This window comes from Bradyrhizobium iriomotense, from assembly GCF_018130765.1.
GTDB classification, from domain to species: domain Bacteria; phylum Pseudomonadota; class Alphaproteobacteria; order Rhizobiales; family Xanthobacteraceae; genus Bradyrhizobium; species Bradyrhizobium iriomotense_A.
The window spans coordinates 1-24386 of record NZ_JAFCJZ010000042.1 but is presented as its reverse complement, the minus strand read 5'-3'; the positions used below and the strand labels follow the sequence as shown (position 1 = coordinate 24386).

Genomic DNA, 24386 nt, shown 5'->3' with positions numbered 1-24386 from the left:
CTCGCCTGGAGCATTTTGTGGCTGATGCGGGCCGGACCAGGCGTGGCTTGCAGGGCATTGATGGCCAGCTTGCGGATGACGGAGAGATTTTCGGGGGCATGGTCCTTGCGGCTGCGGCAGGCGTCCTCGTCGAACAGGACGTCGAGAACCCAGTGCAGGTTGTTCTCGATGCTCCAATGAGTGCGTACGACCTCGAGCAGTTTCTTGGCCGGCAGAAGGCGCGAGGCAAGAAAGTATCGAGCTGTGTGCTTGGCAGTCTTGCCGGCGTTGGCGCGCCAACTGTCGATGCGGCCGACGGCAGCGATGGCGGGAAAGGCGTATTGTTTTGCCAGATCTGGCGCTGGTGCGACGATGGCCTGCCGACGCTCGATGCGATCGTGAGCAGAGGTCTTTGGCTGGGCCGCTCGTGCTGGCTTGCGGGCGGCATCCAGCAGCGCCTTGGCAGCCTTGAAGAGGCGGCCACGATTGCTCTTGATGGCCAATACGTAGTGGCCTTTCCGACTGCGGATGGCCTGGGCGATGTCGGGGCGGCAATGCAAGGCGTCGGCGGTGACAAGAGCGCCGTCCAGATCAAGCAGAGCGAGGACTTCGAGAACCCCGGCAACCTCGTTGCGATTGGGGGCTTTCTTCTGAGCCAGCGCCATGCGTGTGCCTGCCGCCCAGACATTGACCATATGCAGCGGCGTGGCCTGCCGACCCCGCGCGAAGGCTCCGCGCAGCGCCTTGCCGTCGATGCTGACCACCCCCTTGACGCCGAAGCTCTTGCTGAACTTGCGCAAAACCGCTTCCAGCCCCTTCGGGTCCAGAACACGGAAGACGTTACTGAACGTATCGTGACTAGGGATGCCGTATCTGAGCTCCAGGAACCGCCGCAACAGCTCCTCTCGCCCTTTGCCGAAGAACTCGAACTCGGTACAGGTCTTGGCGCCGGCCAGCGTTGCCGCCAAGGCGATGACGATGATCTCCACCAGATCGTGGCGGGCGTTACTGGCGCGTGGATCCTTGAGCGGTCGAAACAGACGCTTGAGTTTGCGCATTCCGGTCTCCCTCGCAAGTCGAGAGACACCCAAAGAATCCAGTTCCAACCGTCTGGCAACACCCCTCTACTGCCAAATGCGATTCCCCTACCCCGCAAGCGGGGGAGGTGCAGCGAGCCCGGAGCAGGCTTCGGCGACTTACAACTACACGCTCACGCCGACGCCGATCGGGCAGGACACGCCGGTGCCACCCAGACCGCAATAGCCGGCGGGATTCTTCGCCAGATATTGCTGATGATAGTCCTCGGCGAAATAGAACTCGCCGGCCGGCGCGATCTCGGTGGTGATGGCACCGAGGCCTTTTGTGGCAAGCGCCTTCTGGTAGAGCGCCTTCGAGTCGTCGGCCGCCTTCTTCTGCGCATCCGAGAAAGTGTAGATCGCGCTTCGGTACTGCGTGCCGACGTCGTTGCCCTGGCGCATGCCCTGCGTCGGGTTGTGGTTCTCCCAGAACGCCTTCAACAGGCGCTCGTAGGAGATCTTCTTCGGATCGAACACGACCAGCACCACCTCGGTGTGCGCGGTGCGGCCCGAGCAGACTTCTTCATAAGTCGGGTTCGGCGTGTGGCCGCCGGCATAGCCGACGGCGGTCGTGTAGATGCCGTCACCGAGCTCCCAGAATTTGCGCTCAGCGCCCCAGAAGCAGCCGAGCCCGAACACCGCCTGCTCGAGGCCGGCGGGATAAGGCGGCTGCAATTTGCTGCCGTTGACGAAATGAGTGGTCGCAGTCGGGATGGCTTGCGCACGGCCGGGCAGCGCCTCAGCTGCGCTCGGCAATGCGGTGGTCTTGCGCATGAACAGCATGATCGGATCTCCGAAACGAGCCGTGCGTCGCCCAAGTCCAGATGTCCTAAGCCAGGCGCTCAGGCGGCGTGCTCGCGATCAGGTGGGAATATAGGTCTTTACGCGCGAAGGGGCAGCCTTGTTACGCTGCGCTCCGTGCGGTGCCTCAATCCCGGCGGGAATTGAAAGATCAATCCCGGCGGGAATTGGAGATCAATCCCGGGAATAGCCGATCAGCGGCTTGCGCGGCCGGAACAGGACCATCAGCAGGATGCCGAGAATGCCGAGGACGACGAAAACCGGCTGGTCCAGCACGAGGCGGATCACCGAGGTCCAGAGCCAGGGCGCCTTGGCTTCGACCCAGGTCCGGAACGCCGTCTGGCTGGCCTGGTTGATGTCGTTCCAGAATTGGCCGAACCGGGTGAACCGCAGGGTCTGGTCGGCCACCCAGCGGGCGCCGTCATAGACCATGAAGATGAACCCGCCGGCGAGCAGCAACAGCCCAATCAGTCGGAAAAAGCCGCGGATCATGCCTCACCCTATACGGTCGTCCGATCGGACGACCCTGGAAATGCCGCCAGCCAATAGCCGGAGGACGGCAGAAATTCAACCTCTTCAGGGCGTTACGGCCCCCGTCCGGCCCGCCTGAGGCCGGTTTTCCAGCCCGGAAAGCGTTGACGGTGCCACAGACCCTCTCTATAAGGGCGCCAACTGGCGGCGGGCGCAATCCTGCCGCCGCTGTTCTTTGAGCAGTTGCAGGCTGTTTAGGCCTCATGTTCCGGGAACGGCCCAGCAACCGAACACCCTAAATCCGAGCGTCGATTCCGCGGTCAAGCAAGCCGGCGCTACCCGACCAAGACGCGACCGGTACCCGCAAAGGATATTGAGACCATGGCCAATACCACTTCCGCCAAGAAAGCGACGCGCAAGATCGCCCGCCGCACCGCCGTCAACAAGTCGCGCCGCACCCAGATGCGCGGCGCCGTGCGCACTGTCGAGGAAGCCATCGCGACCGGCGACCGCGCCGCCGCCGTGAAGGCGCTGGCGAATGCCGAGCCCGCCCTGATGCGCGCCGCCCAGCGCAACATCATTCACAAGAACAACGCCAGCCGCAAAGTCTCGCGCCTCACCGCGCAGATCGCCAAGCTCGCCAAGTAAGCTTGGAAGTAAACTTGCGAGTCAGCTCGCAGGTGAGCTTGCGACATCATCTGATCGGTTGATCCGATCAGCACGACAAAGAGCCCGGCATCGCGCCGGGCTTTTTTGTTGGCTGTCATATTCACGCAAGCATTCACGCGCCTCGCAATCTCCGCGTGGAAGATTTGCGTGGTCCGCATTATGATGCGTTCGGCAATTCTACCTGCGGGCGATATTGCAGGAGCGGAAAACTTTCACTGCGCTGCGAAAGAGCCTTGTGAGAAACCCTTGCGAGGCAGGCGCAAGTTGAATTCGCGCGCATGCAACGGTTCTCAACACCGTAGTTTCACTGGAACACGTTTCGCGATGGGTTACCCTGCGAAACGAGACTCAAAAAACGGTGTCTCGCTAATCACTTATCGACATAGCGTGCACAACCATTTGGAAAATTCGCTCGCGCGGCGCACGCGTGACGCTTTTGTAAAAATTTTTTGGCGATGGCGGAGAATTGTCACATGACGCGCGCGTCGTTCGATTCTGTGCGCTGATTCAAACTCTTGGTCTCGAGCCTGTGCACAAGTCCCGCGCGGCGTTAACGCTGGTCAAGTTTTTAGTTGTCTCAACTCTGAATCAATTCGATTGCGAGTCTTTCCGCATAGTGTATTCCTTAAGTCGTTCGCGGCGCCCACGATCTTGAGACCAGCGCGGTATCGGAAACGGGGCGAGCGTGCAAATCGGCGGCGGTGTGCACGTTGGCGACGCTTCAACAAGCGATTGTCGGTTCAAAACCCACAGCAATGTGGGAACGGTAGCTTTTTGTCTGAATGTCTCCAAGCGGGATCTCAAGCATCCCGCTCGCGCCAAGCGCACATGAGAGACATCTTGCAGCTACCCCGACATGCGCGATGGCGAAGCCGAGTGGACGACTAGTGCAGACGGGCAGGCATCCGCGACAGGAGTACGGCGCGGTTGTCTTTTACGCAGGACCTTGCCGTGAGCGATCACGGCAGGACGGGGAGGGTATCATGTCCTACGGATTCAATGCGGTATTGACTCAAGTTACATCGTTCGACGATGCCGTTTCCGATCCGTCCTGCGTCCAGCCTCCTACGTGCACGGGCGCGTCGAGTACGCGCTGACCTCGCGACCCCTCCATCAAAGACATCGCTGATCTGACCCGCGGCGCTGCGCGCCGAACGGTCGAGCCTTGCCTGACGATGGACTCGCTCGAGGTCGCGCCATTCCGGGATTCCGGCAGGAACCCTGCATGGCGCTCACAAATTCAATCTGAGCTCTCAAGAGAAGTTTTGACGATGAACACATCGGAACAGGATCGCTGGTCACGCGTGAAGGGTCGGCTGCGCTCGAGCGTTGGCGAAGACGTCTACACCAGCTGGTTTGCACGCATGGATCTCGAAGGCGTGCAGGAGGAGAGCGTGCGGCTCTCGGTGCCGACCCGCTTCCTGAAGAGCTGGATCCAGGCCCATTATGCCGAGCGCGTGCTGTCGTGCTGGCAGGCCGAGATGCCGGAGGTACATCGCATCGACCTCACGGTCCGCTCGGCGGTGCGCCCGGTGGTGCAGCCGAAGGAGGCACCCGCGCCGGTCGAGGCGCGCCGCGCCCCCGCGCCGGAGTTGCGCTCGACCGCGACCGCGCCGGTTTCGGCCAATCATGATGCGCTCGGCGGCTCGCCGCTCGATCCGCGCCTGACCTTTGCGAGCTTCGTCGTCGGCCGCTCCAACACGCTGGCCCATGCGGCCGCGCGCCAGGTCGCCGAGGGACGCCGCGGCGATCCCGTCATGTTCAACCCGCTCTACATCCATGCCGGCGTCGGCCTCGGCAAGACGCATCTGTTGCAGGCCGTGACCTGGGCCGGCAATTCCGGCAACGAGCGCAAGGTGCTGTATCTCACGGCGGAAAAATTCATGTACGGCTTCGTCGCCGCGCTGAAGACGCAGACGGCGCTGGCCTTCAAGGAGGCGCTGCGCGGCATCGACGTGCTCGTGATCGACGATCTGCAGTTCCTGCAGGGCAAGTCGACCCAGGCCGAGTTCTGTCACACGCTGAACGCGCTGATCGATGCCGGCCGCCAGGTCGTGATCGCGGCCGACCGTCCGCCGTCCGATCTCGAGAGCCTCGACGATCGCGTCCGCTCGCGCCTTGCCGGCGGCCTCGTGGTCGAGATGGGCTCGCTCGGCGAGGAGCTGCGCCACGGCATTCTCAAGTCGCGCGTCGCCGCCGCCCGCGCCCATCATGCGACCTTCGACGTGCCCGAGGAGGTGCTGCATTATCTCGCGCGCACCATCACCCATAACGGCCGCGACCTCGAAGGCGCGATCAACCGGCTGCTGGCGCATTCCAAGCTCAACAACCAGCCGGTGACGCTGGAGATGGCCGAGCGCGAGGTGCGCGACCTGGTCCGGCCGCAGGAGCCGAAGCGGATCAAGATCGAGGACATCCAGCGCGTGGTGGCACGGCAGTATAATGTCAGCCGCTCCGACCTCTTGTCCTCGCGCCGCACCGCCAACGTGGTCCGCCCGCGCCAGGTGGCGATGTACCTCGCCAAGACACTGACCCTGCGCTCGCTGCCCGAAATCGGCCGCCGCTTCGGCGGACGCGACCACACCACGGTGCTGCACGCCGTGCGCAAGATCGAGGCGCTGGTCTCCAAGGACATCGCGCTGTCGGAGGAAGTGGAGTCGCTGAAGCGCCAGCTTCAGGAATAAAGGCCTAGGCCTGCTGCCGCCATTCTCCCGCCGCCCCGGCCGCGCCTGGGCGGCGGCCTTCGTTTGCCTCGGCGGCGGCCTGCGTTTTGGGCTGTTAATCGTGGGGGAACTGCCCCCGATCCCTTGAATCCCCGGGCTTTCCAAGCCACCTTGCGCGACCCTGGCGGCTTTGGTCATATCGGCTCGATGACCCGGCTTTTCGGGGTCTTCGGTGCCGTGGCGCGCGTCCCGCCGCCCGGCCTTCTCAACGTTGAGTTTTCCTTGGGGATCGGGCGAGTAGTGCAATGAAGGTTACGGTCGAACGCGCGCAACTCCTGAAGTCACTGGGCCATGTCCACCGCGTGGTCGAGCGCCGCAACACGATCCCGATCCTCGGCAACGTGCTGGTGCGGGCCGAGAACGCCAAACTGTCGCTGAAGGCGACCGACCTCGACCTCGAGGTGACGGAAACGCTTGTGGCGGAAACCGCGACCGCCGGTTCCACCACCGTGCCCGCACACATGTTCTACGACATCGTGCGCAAGCTGCCTGACGGCTCGCAGATCGTGCTGGAAGCCGACGGCGACCGCGCCGTGCTGGCGATCCGCGCCGGCCGCTCGCGCTTCACGCTGCAGACGCTGCCGGAGAATGATTTCCCGGATCTGGCCGCCGGCGACATGTCGCACTCGTTCTCGCTCGCCGCCAAGGACGTCAAGCGGCTGATCGACCGCACCCAGTTCGCGATCTCGACCGAGGAGACGCGCTACTATCTCAACGGCATCTATCTGCATGCCGCCGGCACTGCGAAGGCTGCGACCCTGCGCGGCGTCGCCACCGACGGCCACCGCCTCGCCCAGCTCGACCTCGTGCAGCCCAAGGGCGCCGAGGGCATGCCCGGCGTGATCGTGCCGCGCAAGACCGTCGGCGAGGTGCAGCGCCTGATCGAGGACACCGACGCCGAGATGACGATCGAGCTGTCGCAGGCCAAGATCCGCTTCACGATCGGCAACGTCGTGCTGACCTCAAAGCTGATCGACGGCACCTTCCCCGATTATGGCCGCGTCATCCCGCAAGGCAACGACAAGGAGCTGGTCGTCGACAAGAAGGATTTTGAGAACGCGGTCGACCGCGTCTCGACGATTTCGAGCGAACGCGGACGCGCGGTCAAGCTGTCGCTGTCGGCGGGCAAGCTGGTGCTGTCGGTGACCAACCCGGATTCCGGCAGCGCGACCGAAGAGCTCGAGGTCGAATACGCCTCCGACGCCCTCGATATCGGCTTCAACTCCCGCTATTTGCTCGACATCGCCGCCCAGATCGAAGGCGACGTCGCAACGCTCAGGCTCGCCGACCCCGGCTCGCCCACCCTGGTCCAGGACCGCGACGACAAGAGCGCACTGTACGTGCTGATGCCGATGCGGGTGTGAGGGGCGTGGTCCCTCGCCAGCAAGCCCTGCTTCAAGTACCCAACGCGATGCGCATGACTGCGCCCTCTCCCCTTGCGGGAGAGGGCAGCTCCGACATTGACCAAGACCTCACTCGGGTGAGGGGTCCTCTCGCGGCACCTTCTATGCGGAGGCAACCCCTCACCCGCCGCCGCTTCGCGACGGCACCCTCTCCCGCAAGGGGAGAGGGTGGAAGCACCGCGCTCCAACGACGTTCAGAATGAACGCCGATGCCGCAAGATCCGCACCATCGGCCGACAGCCAGACATCTTCGCCAGTTCGCGAAGAACATGCGGCACGAGCCGACGGATGCGGAAGCAGCGATGTGGCGTTTCCTGAGAGATCGTCGGCCGTCGACCTACAAATTTCGCCGACAGGTTCCGATCGAGAACTACATTCTCGACTTCGTCTGCTTCGCAAAGCGCCTCGTGGTCGAGATCGACGGCAGTCAGCACATGGAATCGCAACGCGATGCCGTTCGGGATGCCGTACTTTCTGCTGAAGGCTTCTCGATAGCCCGCTACTGGAACAATGACGTGCTACAGCAACCCGACTCTGTGTTGGAGGATATCCTTGCAAAGCTTGCCGGGCGGTAAGATACCCCTCACCCGTCGCCTCACTTCGTGAGGCGCCACCCTCTCCCACAAGGGGAGAGGGGAAGAATCGCGTCCATGACAAAGAACTCATGACCCCCTCCCGCATTCATCGCCTGACGCTGACGCATTTTCGCAATTATCGGGCGGCGGGGCTCGAGACGGCGGCTGACATGGTGGCGCTGGTCGGGCCGAACGGGGCGGGCAAGACCAATTGCATCGAGGCGATCTCGTTCCTGTCACCGGGCCGGGGCCTGCGGCGCGCGACGCTGGAGGACGTCGCCGACAACCAGGGCGACGGCTCCTGGGCGGTCTCCGCGCAGGTCGAGGGCGCGCTGGGGCTGGCGACGCTCGGCACCGGCATCGATGCGCCGCCGCGCGCGGACAGCACTGTGAGCCGGCGCTGCCGCATCGACCGCGAACCGGTGAGTTCAGCCACGGCCTTCGGCGACCACATCCGCATGGTCTGGCTGACGCCGGCGATGGACGGGCTGTTCATGGGCGCGGCGTCCGAGCGGCGGCGCTTCTTCGACCGCCTGGTGCTCGCCATCGACAACGAGCATTCCAGCCGCATCAACGCACTCGAGCGCTCACTGCGCTCGCGCAACCGCCTGCTCGAGACCCGCAACTACGACGACCATTGGTGTGACGCCATCGAGCGCGAGACCGCCGAGCTCGCAGTCGCGGTCGCCGCCACGCGCGGCCAGACCGCGGCCAGGCTGACCGGCATGCTCAACGCGCGCGCGCAAGCCTCCGCCTTTCCATCGGCACAGATCGCGCTCGACGGCTGGATGGAGAACGCGCTGCTGACCGAGACCGCGACCTCGGTCGAGGACCGCTATCGCCAGATCCTGCGCGACAACCGTCCGCGCGATGCCATTGCCGGCCGCACCACCGACGGCCCGCATCTCACCGATCTCCAGGTGATCTACGCGCCGAAGAGCATGCCGGCGCGCGACGCCTCGACCGGCGAGCAGAAGGCGCTGTTGATCGGCCTCGTGCTGGCGCACGCCACCCTCGTCGCCGAGATGACCGGCATCGTGCCGCTGCTGCTGCTCGACGAGGTCGTCGCTCATCTCGATCCGAACCGCCGCGCCGCGCTGTTCGACGAGCTGCGCAAGCTCGGCGCGCAGGTCTGGCTGACCGGCGCGGACCCCGCCGCGTTTGCCGAGATTGGCGCAGGCGGCGAGGTGTTTGGCGTCGAGAGCGGACGGGTTTCGGCCCGCCGATAGACTTCGCATTGAACCCTCTCATTTTCCGCGGCGACTAGCTGCCAGAGGCCGCGCCGACGGTGTCGCAGCCGTTGCAATCGCGACGTCCTTGAAGCGCGCGATCCCCTTGGAGAGTGACAATGCGAACGGTAAGGACCGGGGCGCACGCCCCGGCACGATGGCGGGCGTTTGCGTGCGGCCTCGTCTTCCTCGCGATCTGCATGCTCGCGGCGACCGCCGGCGCCTGGGCGCCGAATCTGCCGGCACTGTTCTCGGCCGCGCTCACGCCGGATCCGGAAGCCAAGCTGCCGGCGCCGACCCGTTACAGCTACAGGGGCACCCACACCACCGTGGTGAGCGGCATCGAGGCCCCGCTCCGCACCCGGCTGGAGGCCACCGTGCCCGCCGATCTCGGCGACGTGCTCGCCTTCTACCGCACCGAGCTCGGCAAGCTCGGCTGGAAGGAAAAGCCCGAGGGCGCGGTGATCGCCGCCGATCACGTCCAGCTCGCCTTCGCCTCCCCGCTGGGACCGGCGCGGCTGGAGCTCCACCGCAAGGACAGCAGCACCGCGGTCGAGCTCGTGCAGAAGAATTCGGACACGGCGACCAGGGCGAACGTCGTGCCCGAACCCGGCCAGGCCAAGGTGGTGTTCTCCAATATCGCCGAGACGGACGCCGTGCTCACGATCGACGCGCGGACCATCACGCGCGCCCGCGGCACCAACGCGGTCGCGCTGGATCTGCCGCCCGGCAAATATCCGTACGAAGTGAACGTGCCGGGCCATCCGGCCCAGACGAACACCCTCGTCATCGCGGCCGGCGATACCTGGGAGCTCACGGTCGGACGCGAGGGCGACGCGTGGTCACCGCTCCACCTGTATTGAGCCTGTCTCCGCTCGGTCAGCCCTCCGCGCCCGCTACCAGGGTACCCGGTTGAACCTGCCCGGTTCCTGCCGCGACTTCACATCTGAGGCCGCGCCGACGGTGTCGCAGCCTGCAATTGCGCGAGGGATCGACCCGCGCGAAATCCAGGAGTTTTGACGATGTCGACGATCAAGCGCGGGACGCAGGTCCCGGCACGCTGGCGGCTGCTTGCCTGCGGCCTTCTGCTCATGGCGAGCGCTACACTGCCGGCGCGCGCCGACGACGGCATCGTCGACGTCCACGCGCTGCCGCAGCTCGAAGGCGCGGTGGAGGATAATTCGCGCCCCGATCCCTACCGCGTCGAATATCGCATGCCGACGCCGGAATCCGTGACGTCGCCGGCGGTGAAGAAGCTTCTCAGCGCGGCCGGCTGGGTGCCCTATGTGCGGCCGCTGGAAGAGAAGAGCACCACGCTGAATTTCAAGAAGGGACGGCAGGGCCTGTCCGTTCATTTCACGCAAGCCCTCGGCCGGCCCGACCAGTCCGTGGTCTATTACTCGCACGACCGGATCTACGGCAACGTGCCGTTCCCTGATGGCGCGACCGACATCATGTTCGATGGCACGCGGCCCTATCTCGGCTGCATCGCGCCTGAAACGCTCGAGGCAACATCGGACTTCTACAAGAGCGAGATGGACGCGATCGGCTGGCGCAAGCTCACGCCGGAAACGGCCGCGCGCTGGACGAACAGCCTGGATGAGACCGTTCCGAACGGCGTGCGCGCGTTCTACGAGCACCCCGACAGCGAGGCCACCGGCTTCTACAAGCAGAAGCCGGTCATGCTGACGCTGACGCGCCGTGACGACGGCCGCACCAATGTCGACATCCGCGTCGCACCGTTCGCCTTGCCCGGCGAGCTCAAGGCCGATGACGATCTTGCCGGCCTGCCGCGGCCTAGCCCGACCAAGACGGCCAAGAGTCTCGGCAGCGCAAGCTCCAACAAGCGCGAGATGTCGGCGGCCGCGATGGCCGAGCTGCCCGCGGTGCTGGCGTTCTATCATCGCGAGCTCGCCGCGCGCGGCTGGCAGGAGGACGGCAGCGCGCCGCTCGCGCCCGGCGACGAGGTGGCGATCAAGATCTCCAACACTGATGAAACCGGCGTGCTGCGGCTCGGCCGCAAATACGATTTCACCATGGTCAGCCTGACCGCGCAGGTGAAGGAATCCGCCCTTGCCGCCCGCGCCAAGGCGAAGAAGGAGGCGGACGAAAGATTCATGAAGGACGCCGAGGCGATGGCCAAGCAGGTCATCGCCGCCGACGAGGCGCGGCGGAAGGCGCAGGCCGCGAACCTCTCCGATACGCCGCTGAACGCGCTGGCGAATAGCAACACACCGGTGCCGCTGCCCGAAAACGCCGAGGGCGTGAAGTTCGAAGGCAGCAACGGAAGCCTCGAATTCTCGTCCGCGTCGAGCGTGAAGGCGCTCACCGCGTTCTACCGCGCGGCGCTGAAACCTGCCGGCTGGAAGGAACAGCCTTCGGTCATCAACCAGCAGAACATGGCCCTGGTGGAATTCTCCAAGGGCGGCAAGTCGATCTCCTTCACCGTGATGCAGATGGGGCCGAAGGTGAGCGTCAGAGGCAACGGCTCGGGCCTGGTGATGGCCGCTGCCAAGCCGGCACCGGCCAAGGAAGCGACAATCAAGGAAGCGACAACCAAGTCCGCCGAGCCCCTGACGGCCGATCCCGACGCCGCACTGCCCGTGCCGAAGCAAAGCACCGCGACCATGGCCGGCGCGGCAAAACTGCCGGGGAGCGATGTGGCATTCCGGCGCGACCTCGACGCCGTCGTTCCTGCGGAACTTCCTGACGTGCTCGCCTTCTACCGCAGTGAGGCGGCCCGGCTCGGCTGGAAGGAAAAGGCTGACGGCGCCGTCGTCGCGGCAGAGCACGCGGAGCTGGCCTACGCCTCTCCCGAAGGTCCGGTGACGCTCAAGCTTGGCCGGAAGGAAGGCCGCACCACGATCAATATCGTCCTTCGCAATCCGGAGGCCGCAACCAAGGCCGACATCATGCCAAAACCGGGCAAGGCGAGGCTGATGCTCGGCAACATGGGCGACAAGGAAGCGTCCCTGACGATCAACAAGCAGACCGTCAAGATCGCCGCCGGCGCCGGCGGCCCGCAATCGAAAGGCCCGATGCTCGATCTGCCGCCCGGCAAATACCAGTACGCGGTGCGCATGCCGGGGCGGCCGGCCCATACCGAGGCCCTCACGGTCGCCGCAGGCGATGCCTGGGGCCTCATGGTGGGTCCGACCGGCGATGCGCTGTCGCTGCAGATGTATTGAGCCCGCCGCCTGTGCCTGTAACGGCCAGGTTGAACCTGCCTGGTTCGTGGGGCGACTAGACGTCCAGAGGCGGCGGCGACCCTGTCGCAGCCGCCTCATCGCGCGACGATCACGACGCGCGACATCCCTGGAGAATGGGCATGACGACGGTAAGGCGCGGGACGAAGGTCCCGGCACGATGGCGGCTGCTGGTGTGCGGCCTCGCTCTTCTCGCAGGCTGTTCGAACGAGCCGCTGACGGCAGATCCCCACGTCGACATGCCGGCACCGAAGCAAAGCAGCTTCAGCCAATTCCGCTCCACGCATGCGCTTGGTGCCGAGGCCCCGGTCCGGCTCGAGATCGAAGCGCGCGTGCCCGCGGAGCTCAGCGAGGTGCTCGCCTTCTACCGCAGAGAGCTCGGACAGCGCGGCTGGCAGGAGAAGCCGGATGATGCGGTGATCGCCGCCGATCGCGTGCAACTCGCCTTCACCTCCCCAAAGGGCCCGGCCACCCTGAAGCTTGGCCGCGCCAAGGGCGAGACCACGGTCAACCTGGCGCAAAGGAATCCGGAGGCCGCGGCCAAGGCCGATGTCCTGCCGATATCAGGACAAGCGCGGCTGATATTCGGCTATCTAAGGCCAGACGTGGCTTCGCTTGTGATCAACGATCAAACCATCAGGATCGCGGGCGGCGAAAATCATCCACAAACGCTGGATCTGCCGCCCGGCACGTATTCCTACGAGCTGCGCGCATGGGGCCTTCTGCTGCGCGCCGATACCGTCACCGTGGCCTCGGGCGAGGCCTGGAGCCTCAGCGACGATAAGAAGCCGTCCCAGATCTACTGAACCGAGTAGCCTGTTGCGGGGCGCCACGGCGCCTCGGAACACGCTCCTCCACCCCGCAAAATCCACGCCTTCAAGGGCGAAAAACAGGGTCTCGAATCGGGCTTTTGGCGAGCCCCGGAATCGACCTTCAAAAGCCTTGAAAACCGGCAGAAAAACCCTATCTGCTCAAAGGGTTGCCGGAGGATACTTTGCGCTAGGCGCAAGCGGTCTTTCATGGCACAAATAGCCTGCAAATCAGCGCCTTTTGCGCCGCTGATTCGGGCGACATTTCGAAGGCCTCTCATGACAGAACCTGCTCGGCAGCCCGCTGCCGAAAACGAGCCCTCCAATCCGAGCGAATACGGTGCGGAATCGATCCGCGTGCTCAAGGGTCTCGATGCCGTCCGCAAGCGCCCCGGCATGTATATCGGCGACACCGACGACGGCTCGGGCCTGCACCACATGGTGTACGAGGTCGTCGACAACGCGATCGACGAAGCGCTGGCGGGCCACGCCTCGCGCGTCGATGTCGTGCTCAACGCCGACAATTCCGTCACCGTGCGCGATGACGGCCGCGGCATTCCCGTCGACATCCACAAGGGCGAAGGCATCTCGGCAGCCGAGGTCATCATGACCCAGCTCCACGCCGGCGGTAAGTTCGACCAGAACTCGTACAAGGTTTCCGGCGGCCTGCATGGCGTCGGCGTCTCCGTCGTCAACGCGCTGTCGAGCAAGCTCGGCTTGCGCATCTGGCGCGACGACAAGGAGCACTATATCGAGTTCGCCCATGGCGATGCCGTGGCACCGCTGAAGGTCGTCGGCGACGCGCCGGGCCGGCGCGGCACCGAGGTGACGTTCCTCGCCTCGACCGAGACGTTCAAGAACATCGAATATGATTTCGCCACGCTCGAGCATCGCCTGCGCGAGCTCGCCTTCCTCAATTCCGGCGTCAACATCGCCCTCTCCGACATGCGTCACGCGGTCGAGAAGCGCGAGGAGATGCACTATTCCGGCGGCGTCGAGGAGTTCGTCAAATATCTCGACCGCAACAAGAAGGCGCTGGTGCCGACGCCGATCATGGTGCGCTCGGAAGCCAACGGCATCGGCGTCGAGGCCGCTTTGTGGTGGAACGACAGCTACCACGAGAACGTGCTGTGCTTCACCAACAACATCCCGCAGCGTGACGGCGGCACCCATCTCGCCGGTTTCCGCGGCGCGCTGACGCGCCAGGTCAACGGCTATGCCGAGGCCAATGCGAAAAAGGAAAAGATCGCGCTGACCGGCGACGACTGCCGCGAAGGCCTCACCGCCGTGCTGTCGGTGAAGGTGCCCGATCCAAAATTCTCGTCGCAGACCAAGGACAAGCTGGTGTCCTCGGAAGTGCGCCCCGTGGTCGAGAACGTCCTCAACGAGGCGCTCCAGGCTTGGTTCGAGGAGCATCCGAGCGAAGCCAAGATGATCGTCGGCAAGGTGATCCAGGCCGCGGCGGCCCGCGAGGCTGCGCGAAAGGCGCGCGAGCTGACGCGCAAGAGCCCGCTCTCGGTCTCCTCGCTGCCCGGCAAGCTCGCCGACTGCCAGGAAAAGGATCCGGCCAAGTCAGAACTCTTCATCGTCGAGGGTGACTCGGCAGGAGGCAGCGCCAAGCAGGGCCGCAACCGCGAATTCCAGGCCGTCTTGCCGCTCCGCGGCAAGATCTTGAACGTCGAACGCGTCCGCCCCGACAAGATGCTGTCATCCGAGCAGATCGGCACGCTGATCACCGCGCTCGGCACCGGCATCAGCGACGACTTCTCGGTCGAGAAGCTGCGCTATCACAAGATCATCGTGATGACGGACGCCGACGTCGACGGCGCTCACATCCGCACCCTGCTGCTCACCTTCTTCTACCGGCAGATGCGCGACATCATCGACGGCGGCTATCTCTATATCGCCCAGCCACCGCTCTATAAGGTCTCACGCGGCAAGTCCGAGCAGTATCTGAAGGACGAGCGGGCGCTGGAAGATTATCTGATCGACGCCGGCCTCGATGATTGCGTGTACATCCCCGGTACCGGCGGCGACCGGTCCGGCCGCGATTTGCGCGCGCTGGTCGACGACGCCCGCGTGGTCCGTAGCATCCTGCGCAATCTGCACAGCCGCTATAACCGCAGGGTGGTCGAGCAAGCCGCCATCACCGGCGTGCTCAACAAGTCGATCTACGGCAATCCCGAGAACGCGGCCACGGCCGCGCAATACATCGCGAGCCGGCTGGATAACCAGGCCGAGGAGGTCGAACGCGGCTGGGTGGGCCAATTCGTCGAGGGTCAGGGTTTCCTGTTCGAGCGCACCGTGCGCGGCGTCAAGGAAGCGGCCATGATCGACGATGCACTGCTCGGCTCCGCCGAGGCCCGCAAGCTCGACGAGTACACGACCAAGCTTCAGGACGTCTACGCGCGCTCCGGCAAGCTGCGGCGCAAGGACAGCGAGCACGTGGTCCACGGCCCGTCCGACCTGTTCGAGGCGGTCACCGACTCGGGGCGCAAGGGCATCACGCTGCAGCGATACAAAGGCCTCGGCGAGATGAATCCGGAGCAGCTCTGGGAGACCACGCTCGACACCGAGGTGCGCTCGCTGCTCCAGGTGAAGGTCAAGGAGGTCGACGAGGCCGACGACATCTTCACCAAGCTGATGGGCGACGTGGTCGAGCCGCGCCGCGATTTCATCCAGGAACATTCGCTCAGCGCGACGATCGATATTTGAGGCCGGGTTGGCTTTGGACGCGCTCTAGCCGCGCACTCGCTGTAACCTCTCCCGCTTGCGGGAGAGGTCGCGCCGAAGGCGCGGGTGAGGGCTTTCTCCGCTTGGGGATTGTCCCGTTGCGGCGACACCCCCTCCCCCGTAAGCGCGGGGCAATCGCATATGGATTTCACGAGGATTGTCCGCGGGCTTGCTCCGCCTCTCCCGCTTGCGGGAGAGGCCGCCGCGCTCGCAGAGCGCGGCGGGTGAGGGCTCTCGCCACGCAGGGATATCCTCCGCAATCCTCGACAATCCCGACGCGGAGACACCCCCACCCCAGCCCTCCCCCGCAAGCGGGAGAGGGAGCCCAGTGCCGATGCCGCAGCATCGCGCACGCCATATGCGATAGCCCTGCCCGCAGGCGGGGGAGGGAGCGCACCTGCCTTCGTGGCGACACCGCCCCCCTGAACCTCACCCCCCGCAATCGCGACGAAGTGGCATGACCCCATCTGCCGCGCTGTCGACGCGAATTTCACTCAGCTCGCTGGACGAGAGCGCCGGAGCCGTAGTGAGAGCCGGCGCGATGGACCTGAAGGCAAATCCTGGAAAAGGCCCGACCGAAATGTCAGCGATTTTAGCTGAGCAGCGCCGAATGTACGTGCAGCAGGTGTTCGAAATGGCCGAACTCTTCGGCTTCGAAACCCGCAACAAATATCGCATCCGCGATGAAAATGGCCGCGACCTGCTCTATGCGGCTGAACAGCAGAAGGGAATTCTTGGTTTCTTGTGGCGCCAGGCATTTGGGCATTGGCGCTCCTTTGAAGTTCATTTTTTCGACAACACCAGACAACCGGTCATGCGGGGGATTCATCCCTTCCGCTGGTTCTTTCAGTGTCTGGAGCTGCGTTCGCGCGACGGCCGCCTCATTGGGACCATCGAGCGCCAGTTTTCGATTCTCACCAAGGTCTTCCATGTGCACGACGCGCAGGGGAGAGTCGTGCTCGAAGTCAGTTCGCCATTTTGGCGCGTATGGACCTTTCCGTTTATGCGCGGAGGACGAGAGCACGCGCGCGTTGCGAAAAAATGGTCCGGCCTCGGCGCCGAACTGTTCACCGACCGCGATAATTTTCTGGTGGAGTATTTAGAACGCGGCCTGACAGAAGATGAACGAGCGCTGGTTCTTGCGGCTGCGATCTACATCGATCTCATGTATTTCGAAGTCAAAGGCGAGGGCGGCGCAATCAATTTGTTCCGCAATTGAAGCGCGATGTAATCTCTCCAGCACCGAGCCCCCTCGCGGGCTGGAGCCGTAGCCTCCTGAACCTCACCCTCCGCCATCACGACCAAATGGCATGAACCCAGCGGCCAATTCCGGCCGGGACATCGCCACGCCATGACCGCCTCCGCAACTGCCAGCCCTGCCCTCCCCTCCCGCCGTCTCGGCGTGATCGGCAGCATCGTCGGTGTGCTGGCGCTGATCGCGGCCGTGTTGCCGCATTGGGTCATCCCGGTGATCTACCCGCCACCGCCGGCGGACAAGCTGATCGTCGATACCGGCCATCGCCTGAAGGATCGCCTGATCGCGCGGGTCAAGGGCGTCGAGTACCAGGCCCCGCCAAGGGAGAAGTCGACCGGGAGTCAGCTGCGGGAGGCGTCCTCGATCGGTGCGATCTCGCTCGGCCTGCTTGCCATCCTGCTCTCGGTCCTGGCCCTCGTGTTTCGCGAGGAGAGGCTCCTGGCAGGCGTCGCGGCCGCACTTGGGGCGGGCGCCATTGCCGTCGGAATCTCCTTCCTGGCCATGGGCGTGCTGATGCTGATCGTCATCCTTTATGTGGTGGCGAATATCATCGGTCTGTTCTAAACGCCGGTTCGAAAGGGCTTCTTCGGCCGATGCGTGGCGTTCCGCCGCGACAAGTGCAGAATTGCTCCCCTGCTCAAATCTCTGTAGTTTCCGCCCGAAACAGGCCCGCCCCACCCCATCAGGACAGCGAGAATCCATTTGGCGCCCATTCAGTACATCGTCGAGGGCGGTCACCGGCTCTCGGGCTCGATCGAGCCGTCCGGCAACAAGAATTCGGCGCTGCCGATCATCGCCGCCGCCCTGCTCACCGAGCATCCGGTGACGCTGGAGAACGTGCCGCGGATCCGCGACACCGAGACGTTGGTCGAGCTGATCCGCTCGGTCGGCGCGTCCGCGGAATGGACGGCCCGCAACACGCTTCACATCCACGCCAAGAGCATCCGCGCCGCCGACCTCGACCCCGAGCTGTGCGTGCGCATCCGCGCCTCGATCCTGCTCGCCGGTCCCCTGCTCGCCCGCTGCGGCGAGGTGATGCTGCCGCCGCCCGGCGGCGACGTCATCGGCCGGCGCCGGCTCGACACCCATGTGCTGGCGCTCGAACAGCTCGGCGCGAAGGTCACCGCGACCGACCGGCTCGAATTCCGCGCGGCCAAGCTCGCCGGGGCCGACGTGTTCCTGGACGAGCCGAGCGTCACCGCGACCGAGAACGCGCTGGTGGCGGCGGTCGCCGCCGACGGCGTCACATATTTGCGCAACGCGGCCTCCGAGCCGCATGTGCAGGACCTCGCCAACTTCCTGGTCGCGCTCGGCGCGAGAATCGAGGGCATCGGCACCAACACCATGATCATCCATGGGCCGGCGACGCTGGGGGAAACGACCTACCGGATCCAGCCCGACCATATCGAGGTCGGCTCGCTGATCGGCCTTGCCGCCGTGACCCGCTCTCCCTTGCGCATCGTGCGATCAGGCGTCGAGCATCTGCGCTCGATCCGCATGGGTTTTGAGCGGCTCGGCATCGTCTGCCGGGTCGAGGGCGACGACCTCATCGTGCCCTCCAACCAGACATTGAAGATCCAGGACGATTTCGGCGGCCATGTGCCGAAGCTTGAGGACCAGCCCTGGCCGGCCTTCCCGGCTGATTTGATGTCGATCGCGATCGTCACCGCCACGCAATGCGAGGGCGTGATCCTGATGTTCGAGAAGATGTTCGAATCGCGGATGTTCTTCGTCGACAAGCTGATCACGATGGGCGCACGTATTGTCCTCTGCGATCCTCATCGCGCCATCATCGCCGGCCCCAGCCGCCTGCGCGGCGCGCCGATGACCTCGCCCGACATCCGCGCCGGCATGGCGATGCTGCTGGCCGCAGTGTGTGCCGAAGGCACGTCCACGATCAACAACGCCGACCAGATCGAGCGCGGCTATGAGCGCATCGAGGAACGGCTGAATGCGCTGGGTGCCAAGATCAAGCGCGTGCCTGAAAGGAAGAGCTAGGACTCTTCTTCCTTCCCCCCCTGTGGGAGAAGGTGGCGCGAAGCGCCGGATGAGGGGTATGCCTCCGCGCATTCGGTAAGAGTTGGATTCGCGGATAGAGACCCCTCACCCGTCTCGCCGCTACGCGGCGAGCCACCCTCTCCCGCAAGGGGAGAGGGTGAAGAGGCATCCTGCTCCTGAGCCATGTTTTCGACGTGTGGCTGTGCTAATAGGCCGCCATGCTCGACACCGTCCAACATCGTGCGCAGCCGCAAGCCGGCGTGCCGCAAGGCCATCTCGCTGACGAGTTCGGCGAGACGCTGCGGCTGGCCGTGCCGATGATGCTGACGCAGCTCGGGCAGATCGCGATGATCACGACCGATCTCGCGCTGATCGGGCGGCTCGGCGAGGATGCGGTGGCCGCCGCGGCGCTGGCGCATACGGTCTATTTCGTCAGCTTCACCTTCGGGCTCGGACTGATGTCCGCGGTGTCGCCGCTGGCCGCGCAGGCGTTCGGCGCCGGCGATGTCAGGCGGATCCGCCGCTCGCTGCGCGTCGGATTGTGGGTCGCGCTGCTGATCTCGCTGCCGATGATGGCTTCGCCGCTCTATGGCGAGCAGATCCTGCTCGCGCTCGGCCAGATGCCGCAGTCCGCCGCGCTCGCCCAGCGCTATCTGAATGGACTCGCCTGGGGCATCGCGCCGGCGCTCGGCTTCATCGCGCTGCGCAGCATGATGAGCGCGGTGAACCGGCCGCAGGCGCCGCTGTGGATCACGGTCGCGGCGATCCCGATCAATGCCGCGCTGGTCTACGCCTTGATCCACGGCCGGTTCGGGTTGCCGGAGCTCGGCCTGTTCGGCGCGGGCCTGGCGACCACGCTGGTCAATCTCGGCACCTTCCTCGCAACGCTCGCCATCGCAGGGCTGCGCAAACCGTTCGCCGATTATCATCCCCTCGCCCATCTCTGGCGGATCGACTGGCCCTTGATGCGGCAGCTCATCGCGGTCGGCGCGCCGATCTCGTTTTCCCTGCTGCTGGAATATGGCCTGTTCTCCTCCGCCGCGCTGCTGATGGGGCTGATCTCGACCACGGCGCTCGCAGCGCACCAGATCGCGCTGCAGGTCACCGCCGTGCTGTTCATGGTCCCGCTGGGCATCGGCATGGCGGCCACGGTGCGCGTCGGCCATGCCTTCGGACGCGACGACATGGTCGCGGTGAGGCGCGCAGGGCTCGTCGCAGCGGTGCTCGGGATCGCGTTCGTCTCCGCCCTGACCGTCGCGATCATTCTCGGTCGCTACGAGCTCGGGCGACTGTTCTTCGGTCGTAGCGAGGCCAACGCGGCAACGGTCGAGCTGACGGCAACGCTGCTGCTGGTCGGCGCGAGCTTCTTCATTGCCGACGGCCTGCAGACCATCATGGGCGGTGCGCTGCGCGGCATCAATGACACCAGGATGACGCTGGTGTTCGCGGCGATCGGCTATTGGTGCGTCGCCTTTCCGATCGCCTGGGTGCTGGCTTTCCACACGGGGCTGGGCGCGGTCGGAGTCTGGATCGGCTTCTCGGTCGGCACCTTCGTCTATGCCGGCCTCCTGATCTTGCGCTTCCGGATGTTGGCGCGCAAACTAATGGGATGATCGGGACGGTCCGCGAAGTCACCCCCAATGTCGACGCCGGCGCGGTGCTGGCGGGCGCACAATTCATCGACGCGTTTCGCGTAGAGGTCGGTGCGGCGAGGATCGATGCGCGCGAGGCCTGCGTCCGCATGGTGCTGCACGGACCGCGCTGGATCGACGTGCTGCTGCGCCTGCGCAACATTCTGGTGACGCCGTTCGGGCTGAAGACATCGGGCGAAGGCGCGCCGGCGCCGCACGGCCTGATCGGCCTGTTTCCGGTGGTGAGCGAGACGCCGGAGCGGCTGGTCGCCGGCTTCAACGATTCTCACCTCGACTTCCGCATCGTCGTCGACGTGGCCGGCGATGCCGCGAGCCGCCAGGTGACCTCGACCACGCTGGTGCGCACGCACAATCTGCTCGGCCGCACCTACCTCACCCTCATCATGCCCTTCCACAAGCTCGTGGTCCGCAGCATGATGGGACAGATCGCGGAGCCGGCCCTATGACGCTGTCCGTCGACCTCTTCTACTCCTACCGCAGTCCCTTCAGCTATCTGGCCCTGCCCAAGACACTGAAGCTGGTCGCGGAGTACGACCTCGCGGTCAATTTGCGGCCGGTCTATCCGCTCGCGGTCCGCGTGCCCGGATTCTTCAAGAAGGCCAGTCCGAACTTCATTCGCTACATCGTGCTCGACAGCACGCGCGTGGCGCAGCACGAGGGCATTCCGTTCCGCTTTCCCCGGCCCGATCCGATCGTGCAGGACATGATGACGCTCGATGTCGCGGCCGAACAGCCCTACATCCACCGCCTGACCCGGCTGGGCGCCATGGCGCAGCTCGAAGGACGCTCGCTCGCCTTCACAGACGCGATCGCGCGCGTGCTGTGGGACGGTTCGGTCTCGGGATGGAACGAAGGCGATCATCTCGCGCGCGCGGCCGAGACGGCCGGCTTCGATCTCGCCGCGATGGATGCAGCGATCACCGCTGATCCGGATCGCTACGAGCAGGTGATCGCGGAGAACGAGAAGGACCACGCCGCATCAGGCCATTGGGGCGTGCCGACCTTCGTGTTCGAGAACGAGCCGTTCTTCGGCCAGGACCGCATCGATCTGCTGCTCTGGCGCATGCAAGGCAAGGGGCTGACGAAGCGGTAGCTCACTCCGCAACCCGAACCGACTTGCCGCTTGCTACCTCCGACCATTCGCCGACGACGCGGTCGAGGTCGCAGAGATTCTGGTGCATCTGCTCCAAGGAGAAGCCGAGCGCGAAGAAGCGCTCGGCGGTGTCGCCGGGATGGCCGCGGAGCAGGCCGTCCTGGCGCACGGCGGCGACCGCCTCGGCGTAATGCTGAAGCGCGACATGCACGGGATGGATCGGCGGCGCACCGGCGCCCTCGCGCAAGGCGGCGGCGGCCGAGCGCAGGAAGCGCGCGATCACGGTCGAGACCTCATTCAAGGGAGCTGCAAGCCGCATCTGCACCTCGACCGGCAACGGTACCACCGTGGCGCGGCCGATCATTACGACGTCGTGGCGCAGCCGCAGGACGGTGCGCAGCAGCGGGCCGGTGTCGGGCCCGCTCGACAGCCGCGCCGCGCGCTCGCGCTCGGCCTCGGCACCGGTGGCATTCAGGCCGACCATCGCGGTGCCGATGCCATCCTGGATCAGGTGCAGCGCGTCGTTGTCGCGGCCGCGCGTGAGGCCCGCGAGCAGTTCGGTGAAGGCGTCGGCGATCAGCTCGAGCAACTGCGCGGCGGCGGCACGGATCTGCCGCACCGCGCGCGAGGGCAGCACCAGGAACGAGACCAGCAGGCCCGTGATGGCACCGACACCGACCTCGCTCACGCGGTCGATCGCCGAGGTCATGGGATCGGAATGATGCATGGTCGGAACCAGCAGCACGATCACGGCGGTGACCGTGGCGGCGCTCAGGCTCGGATTGATCGCGGCGATGAAGGCGAGCGGGGCGACCGAGAGCACGAGCAGGCCGAGCAGGCCCGCCTCGCTTGAATAGGGAATCAGGATCGCGATGGCGCCGCCGTAGATCGCACCGCCGATGGTGCCGAGCATGTAGTCGCGCGTCGCCTTCAGCGAGCGGCCGACGCTCATCTGGGTCACGATCAGCGAAGTCAGGACCGCCCAGAGCGGCAGCAGCAGATGCAGCGCGGTGGCGATGGCATAGGCCGCGGTCGCGGCCACCGTGACCCGGATCGCCAGCCCCAGTTGCGTCCGCCGCGCCCGGATCCGCTCAAACAGGTGCTTTGCGCGCGTCATACGGAATATCCCGATCCTCTCGAGCCAGACAAAAGCATAGCTGATGCCCGCAACCCCAAGCCCGCTTGAAAGGCCAAATCAGCCCGCCTAACTTGCCGGCCAAAACGAGGAAACACGATGGCCCACGAAACCGCAACGCTCGCCGCCTATGTCTTCAATCTGAAGTACCAGGATATTCCGGCGGAGGTGCTGGAGCGCGCAAAGGTGCTGACGCTGGATTTCCTCGGCAGCGCGATCCGGGCCCGGCGCGAGGCGGAATCGACCCCGTCGATACTGAAAATGCTGGAGGCGCTGGCGCTCGACACCAAAGGCGAGTCCACCGTGTTCGGCGATGCCAAGACCTGGACGCCGGCGGTTGCGGCTCTCCTCAACGGCGCGCTCGGCCATTCCCTCGACTTCGACGACACCCACGCCGATTCCTCTCTGCATCCGAGCGCGCCGGTGGTTCCCGCCGCCTTCGCCGTCGGCGAGATGGTCGGCGCGTCGGGCCGCGACGTGCTCACTGCGATCGTCGCGGGCTATGAGGTCTGCTGCCGGCTCGGCAATGCGCTCGACCCGACCTCGCATTATGCGCGAGGCTTCCACCCGACCGCGACCGCCGGCACCTATGGCGCCGCCGCCGCGGCCGGCAAGCTGTTCGGCCTCAACGAGAAGCAGCTGATCGCCGCGTTCGGCGTCTCCGGCAGCCAGGCCGCGGGTTCGCTGCAGTTCCTGGTGAACGGCGCCTGGAACAAGCGTTATCAGGTTGGCGCCGCCGCGATGAACGGCGTGATCGCCGCAACGCTGGCGCGCAACGATTTCGTCGGCGCGACCGAATCGGTCGAGGGCAAGCACGGCCTGCTCGCCGGCTACACCGACGACGCGCATCCGGACAAGGCGGTCGCCGAGCTCGGCAAGACCTACGAGACCATGAAGATCGGCGTGAAGCCTTATCCGAGCTGCCGCTACACCCATGCCGCGATCGACGCGCTGATCGCGATGCGGCGCGAGCACAATCTGACGCCCGACCAGGTCAAGCGCGTCGAGATCGGCCTGCATCGCAACGGCATCACGCTGACCGGCGACGCCGAGACCAAGCGGCACCCGCGCTCGATCGTCGGCGGCCAGTTCTCGATGTTCTTCACCGGCGCGCTTGCGCTCGACCAGGGCTCGTTCGGCTGGGACGACTATAACCGCCTTGGGGACGCCGCCATCGACGCGCTCGCCGACAAGTTCGACGTGGTGCAGGACGATCGCCTCGAGGTCGGCCGCACCCATCCCTTCGGCGCGCGCGTCAGCATCACCACGGACGACGGCGTGCATGAGCGGCTCTATGCGGATCCTTCCGGCGAGCCGACGTCGTTCCCGGATGCGCAGGCCATGCAGCAGAAATTCCTGACGCTGGCACGGCCGGTGCTGAACGCACGGGCGGAGAAGTTTGCCGATGCGATCATGACGCTGGAGCGATTCGACCGCGTGGCCAAGGCGACGGAATTGGGGAGGTAGGAGCTAGAGCCGCGGCCCCACTTCCCCTCTCCCCTTGTGGGCCTGTTGCGTTATCGGCTTTTGAGGCTGAGGACGTTCGGAGAGAGGGGCGCGGTCAGGGCCATTGCCGGCC

The 24386-nt window shown here is 65.3% G+C and carries 20 protein-coding genes; 16 read left to right on the top strand and 4 right to left on the bottom strand.

The window, feature by feature from the left end; translation table 11 throughout:
- From JQ635_RS38295 to JQ635_RS38285, 3 genes are all read right to left on the bottom strand, one after another.
- On the bottom strand, positions 1-1037 hold a 1037-nt coding region (locus tag JQ635_RS38295), incomplete at its 3' end, for an ISAs1 family transposase (RefSeq protein ID WP_211414935.1).
- A 144-nt stretch (positions 1038-1181) separates the two neighbouring features.
- Positions 1182-1838 carry a peptide-methionine (S)-S-oxide reductase MsrA gene (gene msrA / locus JQ635_RS38290; protein ID WP_211414934.1) on the bottom strand — a complete coding sequence of 219 codons (657 nt, stop codon included), beginning with the start codon at positions 1836-1838 and terminating at the stop codon, positions 1182-1184.
- A 192-nt stretch (positions 1839-2030) separates the two neighbouring features.
- Positions 2031-2348: a hypothetical protein gene (locus JQ635_RS38285; RefSeq protein ID WP_211414933.1), complete on the bottom strand. Its 318-nt coding sequence runs from the start codon at positions 2346-2348 to the stop codon at positions 2031-2033.
- 360 nt (positions 2349-2708) lie between these two features.
- On the opposite strand from JQ635_RS38285, the gene rpsT reads away from it, so the two are divergent.
- From rpsT to JQ635_RS38210, 15 genes are all read left to right on the top strand, one after another.
- A complete protein-coding gene (gene rpsT, locus JQ635_RS38280; protein WP_027563963.1) occupies positions 2709-2975 on the top strand; it encodes a 30S ribosomal protein S20 in 267 nt (88 codons plus the stop codon).
- A 1292-nt stretch (positions 2976-4267) separates the two neighbouring features.
- Positions 4268-5680, top strand: coding sequence for a chromosomal replication initiator protein DnaA (gene dnaA / locus JQ635_RS38275; RefSeq protein WP_211414932.1), 1413 nt, complete (start codon positions 4268-4270; stop codon positions 5678-5680).
- A 284-nt stretch (positions 5681-5964) separates the two neighbouring features.
- The gene (gene dnaN, locus JQ635_RS38270) at positions 5965-7083 is read left to right on the top strand and encodes a DNA polymerase III subunit beta (RefSeq protein ID WP_211414931.1); all 1119 of its coding nucleotides are present in this window, start codon (positions 5965-5967) and stop codon (positions 7081-7083) included.
- Positions 7084-7331: 248 nt separating this feature from the next.
- Complete coding sequence (locus tag JQ635_RS38265) at positions 7332-7697, top strand: endonuclease domain-containing protein (RefSeq protein ID WP_211414930.1); 366 nt, start codon at positions 7332-7334, stop codon at positions 7695-7697.
- 89 nt (positions 7698-7786) lie between these two features.
- On the top strand, positions 7787-8926 hold the full coding sequence (gene recF / locus JQ635_RS38260) for a DNA replication/repair protein RecF (RefSeq protein ID WP_211414929.1): 1140 nt from the start codon (positions 7787-7789) through the stop codon (positions 8924-8926).
- Positions 8927-9045: 119 nt separating this feature from the next.
- On the top strand, positions 9046-9789 hold the full coding sequence (locus tag JQ635_RS38255) for a hypothetical protein (RefSeq protein WP_211414928.1): 744 nt from the start codon (positions 9046-9048) through the stop codon (positions 9787-9789).
- Positions 9790-9948: 159 nt separating this feature from the next.
- Entirely contained in the window at positions 9949-12114 is a 2166-nt protein-coding gene (locus JQ635_RS38250; RefSeq protein ID WP_211414927.1) for a hypothetical protein, read from the top strand.
- A 140-nt stretch (positions 12115-12254) separates the two neighbouring features.
- Positions 12255-12938: a hypothetical protein gene (locus JQ635_RS38245; protein WP_211414926.1), complete on the top strand. Its 684-nt coding sequence runs from the start codon at positions 12255-12257 to the stop codon at positions 12936-12938.
- Positions 12939-13220: 282 nt separating this feature from the next.
- Positions 13221-15656: a DNA topoisomerase (ATP-hydrolyzing) subunit B gene (gene gyrB / locus JQ635_RS38240; RefSeq protein ID WP_211414925.1), complete on the top strand. Its 2436-nt coding sequence runs from the start codon at positions 13221-13223 to the stop codon at positions 15654-15656.
- 475 nt (positions 15657-16131) lie between these two features.
- Positions 16132-16893, top strand: coding sequence for a phospholipid scramblase-related protein (locus tag JQ635_RS38235; RefSeq protein WP_211414924.1), 762 nt, complete (start codon positions 16132-16134; stop codon positions 16891-16893).
- Between the two features lie 132 nt (positions 16894-17025).
- Positions 17026-17493, top strand: coding sequence for a hypothetical protein (locus JQ635_RS38230; RefSeq protein ID WP_211414923.1), 468 nt, complete (start codon positions 17026-17028; stop codon positions 17491-17493).
- A gap of 138 nt (positions 17494-17631) precedes the next feature.
- Positions 17632-18927 carry a UDP-N-acetylglucosamine 1-carboxyvinyltransferase gene (gene murA / locus JQ635_RS38225; protein WP_211414922.1) on the top strand — a complete coding sequence of 432 codons (1296 nt, stop codon included), beginning with the start codon at positions 17632-17634 and terminating at the stop codon, positions 18925-18927.
- A gap of 218 nt (positions 18928-19145) precedes the next feature.
- On the top strand, positions 19146-20540 hold the full coding sequence (locus JQ635_RS38220) for an MATE family efflux transporter (RefSeq protein WP_211414921.1): 1395 nt from the start codon (positions 19146-19148) through the stop codon (positions 20538-20540).
- Positions 20537-21025 carry a DUF2867 domain-containing protein gene (locus JQ635_RS38215; RefSeq protein WP_211414920.1) on the top strand — a complete coding sequence of 163 codons (489 nt, stop codon included), beginning with the start codon at positions 20537-20539 and terminating at the stop codon, positions 21023-21025. Before JQ635_RS38220 ends, JQ635_RS38215 begins: the two co-directional genes overlap by 4 nt.
- Positions 21022-21672: a 2-hydroxychromene-2-carboxylate isomerase gene (locus tag JQ635_RS38210; protein WP_211414919.1), complete on the top strand. Its 651-nt coding sequence runs from the start codon at positions 21022-21024 to the stop codon at positions 21670-21672. The genes JQ635_RS38215 and JQ635_RS38210 overlap by 4 nt, the downstream gene beginning before the upstream one ends.
- A 1-nt stretch (position 21673) precedes the next feature.
- Here the strand turns inward: JQ635_RS38210 and JQ635_RS38205 are convergent, their stop codons facing one another.
- On the bottom strand, positions 21674-22789 hold the full coding sequence (locus JQ635_RS38205) for an FUSC family protein (RefSeq protein WP_211414918.1): 1116 nt from the start codon (positions 22787-22789) through the stop codon (positions 21674-21676).
- Positions 22790-22906: 117 nt separating this feature from the next.
- On the opposite strand from JQ635_RS38205, the gene JQ635_RS38200 reads away from it, so the two are divergent.
- Positions 22907-24274, top strand: coding sequence for an MmgE/PrpD family protein (locus JQ635_RS38200; RefSeq protein WP_211414917.1), 1368 nt, complete (start codon positions 22907-22909; stop codon positions 24272-24274).
- The last annotated feature ends 112 nt before the right edge of the window (positions 24275-24386 follow it).

What these genes read in the sequence shown, in the direction of transcription:
- JQ635_RS38230 (WP_211414923.1), top strand. Translation starts at nt 17,026, where the DNA reads ATGACCGCCTCCGCAACTGCCAGCCCTGCCCTCCCCTCCCGCCGTCTC.
- JQ635_RS38235 (WP_211414924.1), top strand. Translation starts at nt 16,132, where the DNA reads ATGACCCCATCTGCCGCGCTGTCGACGCGAATTTCACTCAGCTCGCTG.
- JQ635_RS38210 (WP_211414919.1), top strand. Translation starts at nt 21,022, where the DNA reads ATGACGCTGTCCGTCGACCTCTTCTACTCCTACCGCAGTCCCTTCAGC.
- JQ635_RS38220 (WP_211414921.1), top strand. Translation starts at nt 19,146, where the DNA reads ATGCTCGACACCGTCCAACATCGTGCGCAGCCGCAAGCCGGCGTGCCG.
- rpsT (WP_027563963.1), top strand. Translation starts at nt 2,709, where the DNA reads ATGGCCAATACCACTTCCGCCAAGAAAGCGACGCGCAAGATCGCCCGC.
- JQ635_RS38265 (WP_211414930.1), top strand. Translation starts at nt 7,332, where the DNA reads ATGCCGCAAGATCCGCACCATCGGCCGACAGCCAGACATCTTCGCCAG.
- JQ635_RS38245 (WP_211414926.1), top strand. Translation starts at nt 12,255, where the DNA reads ATGACGACGGTAAGGCGCGGGACGAAGGTCCCGGCACGATGGCGGCTG.
- JQ635_RS38255 (WP_211414928.1), top strand. Translation starts at nt 9,046, where the DNA reads ATGCGAACGGTAAGGACCGGGGCGCACGCCCCGGCACGATGGCGGGCG.
- JQ635_RS38200 (WP_211414917.1), top strand. Translation starts at nt 22,907, where the DNA reads ATGGCCCACGAAACCGCAACGCTCGCCGCCTATGTCTTCAATCTGAAG.
- JQ635_RS38250 (WP_211414927.1), top strand. Translation starts at nt 9,949, where the DNA reads ATGTCGACGATCAAGCGCGGGACGCAGGTCCCGGCACGCTGGCGGCTG.
- gyrB (WP_211414925.1), top strand. Translation starts at nt 13,221, where the DNA reads ATGACAGAACCTGCTCGGCAGCCCGCTGCCGAAAACGAGCCCTCCAAT.
- msrA (WP_211414934.1), bottom strand. Translation starts at nt 1,838, where the DNA reads ATGCTGTTCATGCGCAAGACCACCGCATTGCCGAGCGCAGCTGAGGCG.
- JQ635_RS38215 (WP_211414920.1), top strand. Translation starts at nt 20,537, where the DNA reads ATGATCGGGACGGTCCGCGAAGTCACCCCCAATGTCGACGCCGGCGCG.
- JQ635_RS38205 (WP_211414918.1), bottom strand. Translation starts at nt 22,789, where the DNA reads ATGACGCGCGCAAAGCACCTGTTTGAGCGGATCCGGGCGCGGCGGACG.
- JQ635_RS38285 (WP_211414933.1), bottom strand. Translation starts at nt 2,348, where the DNA reads ATGATCCGCGGCTTTTTCCGACTGATTGGGCTGTTGCTGCTCGCCGGC.
- dnaN (WP_211414931.1), top strand. Translation starts at nt 5,965, where the DNA reads ATGAAGGTTACGGTCGAACGCGCGCAACTCCTGAAGTCACTGGGCCAT.
- dnaA (WP_211414932.1), top strand. Translation starts at nt 4,268, where the DNA reads ATGAACACATCGGAACAGGATCGCTGGTCACGCGTGAAGGGTCGGCTG.
- recF (WP_211414929.1), top strand. Translation starts at nt 7,787, where the DNA reads ATGACCCCCTCCCGCATTCATCGCCTGACGCTGACGCATTTTCGCAAT.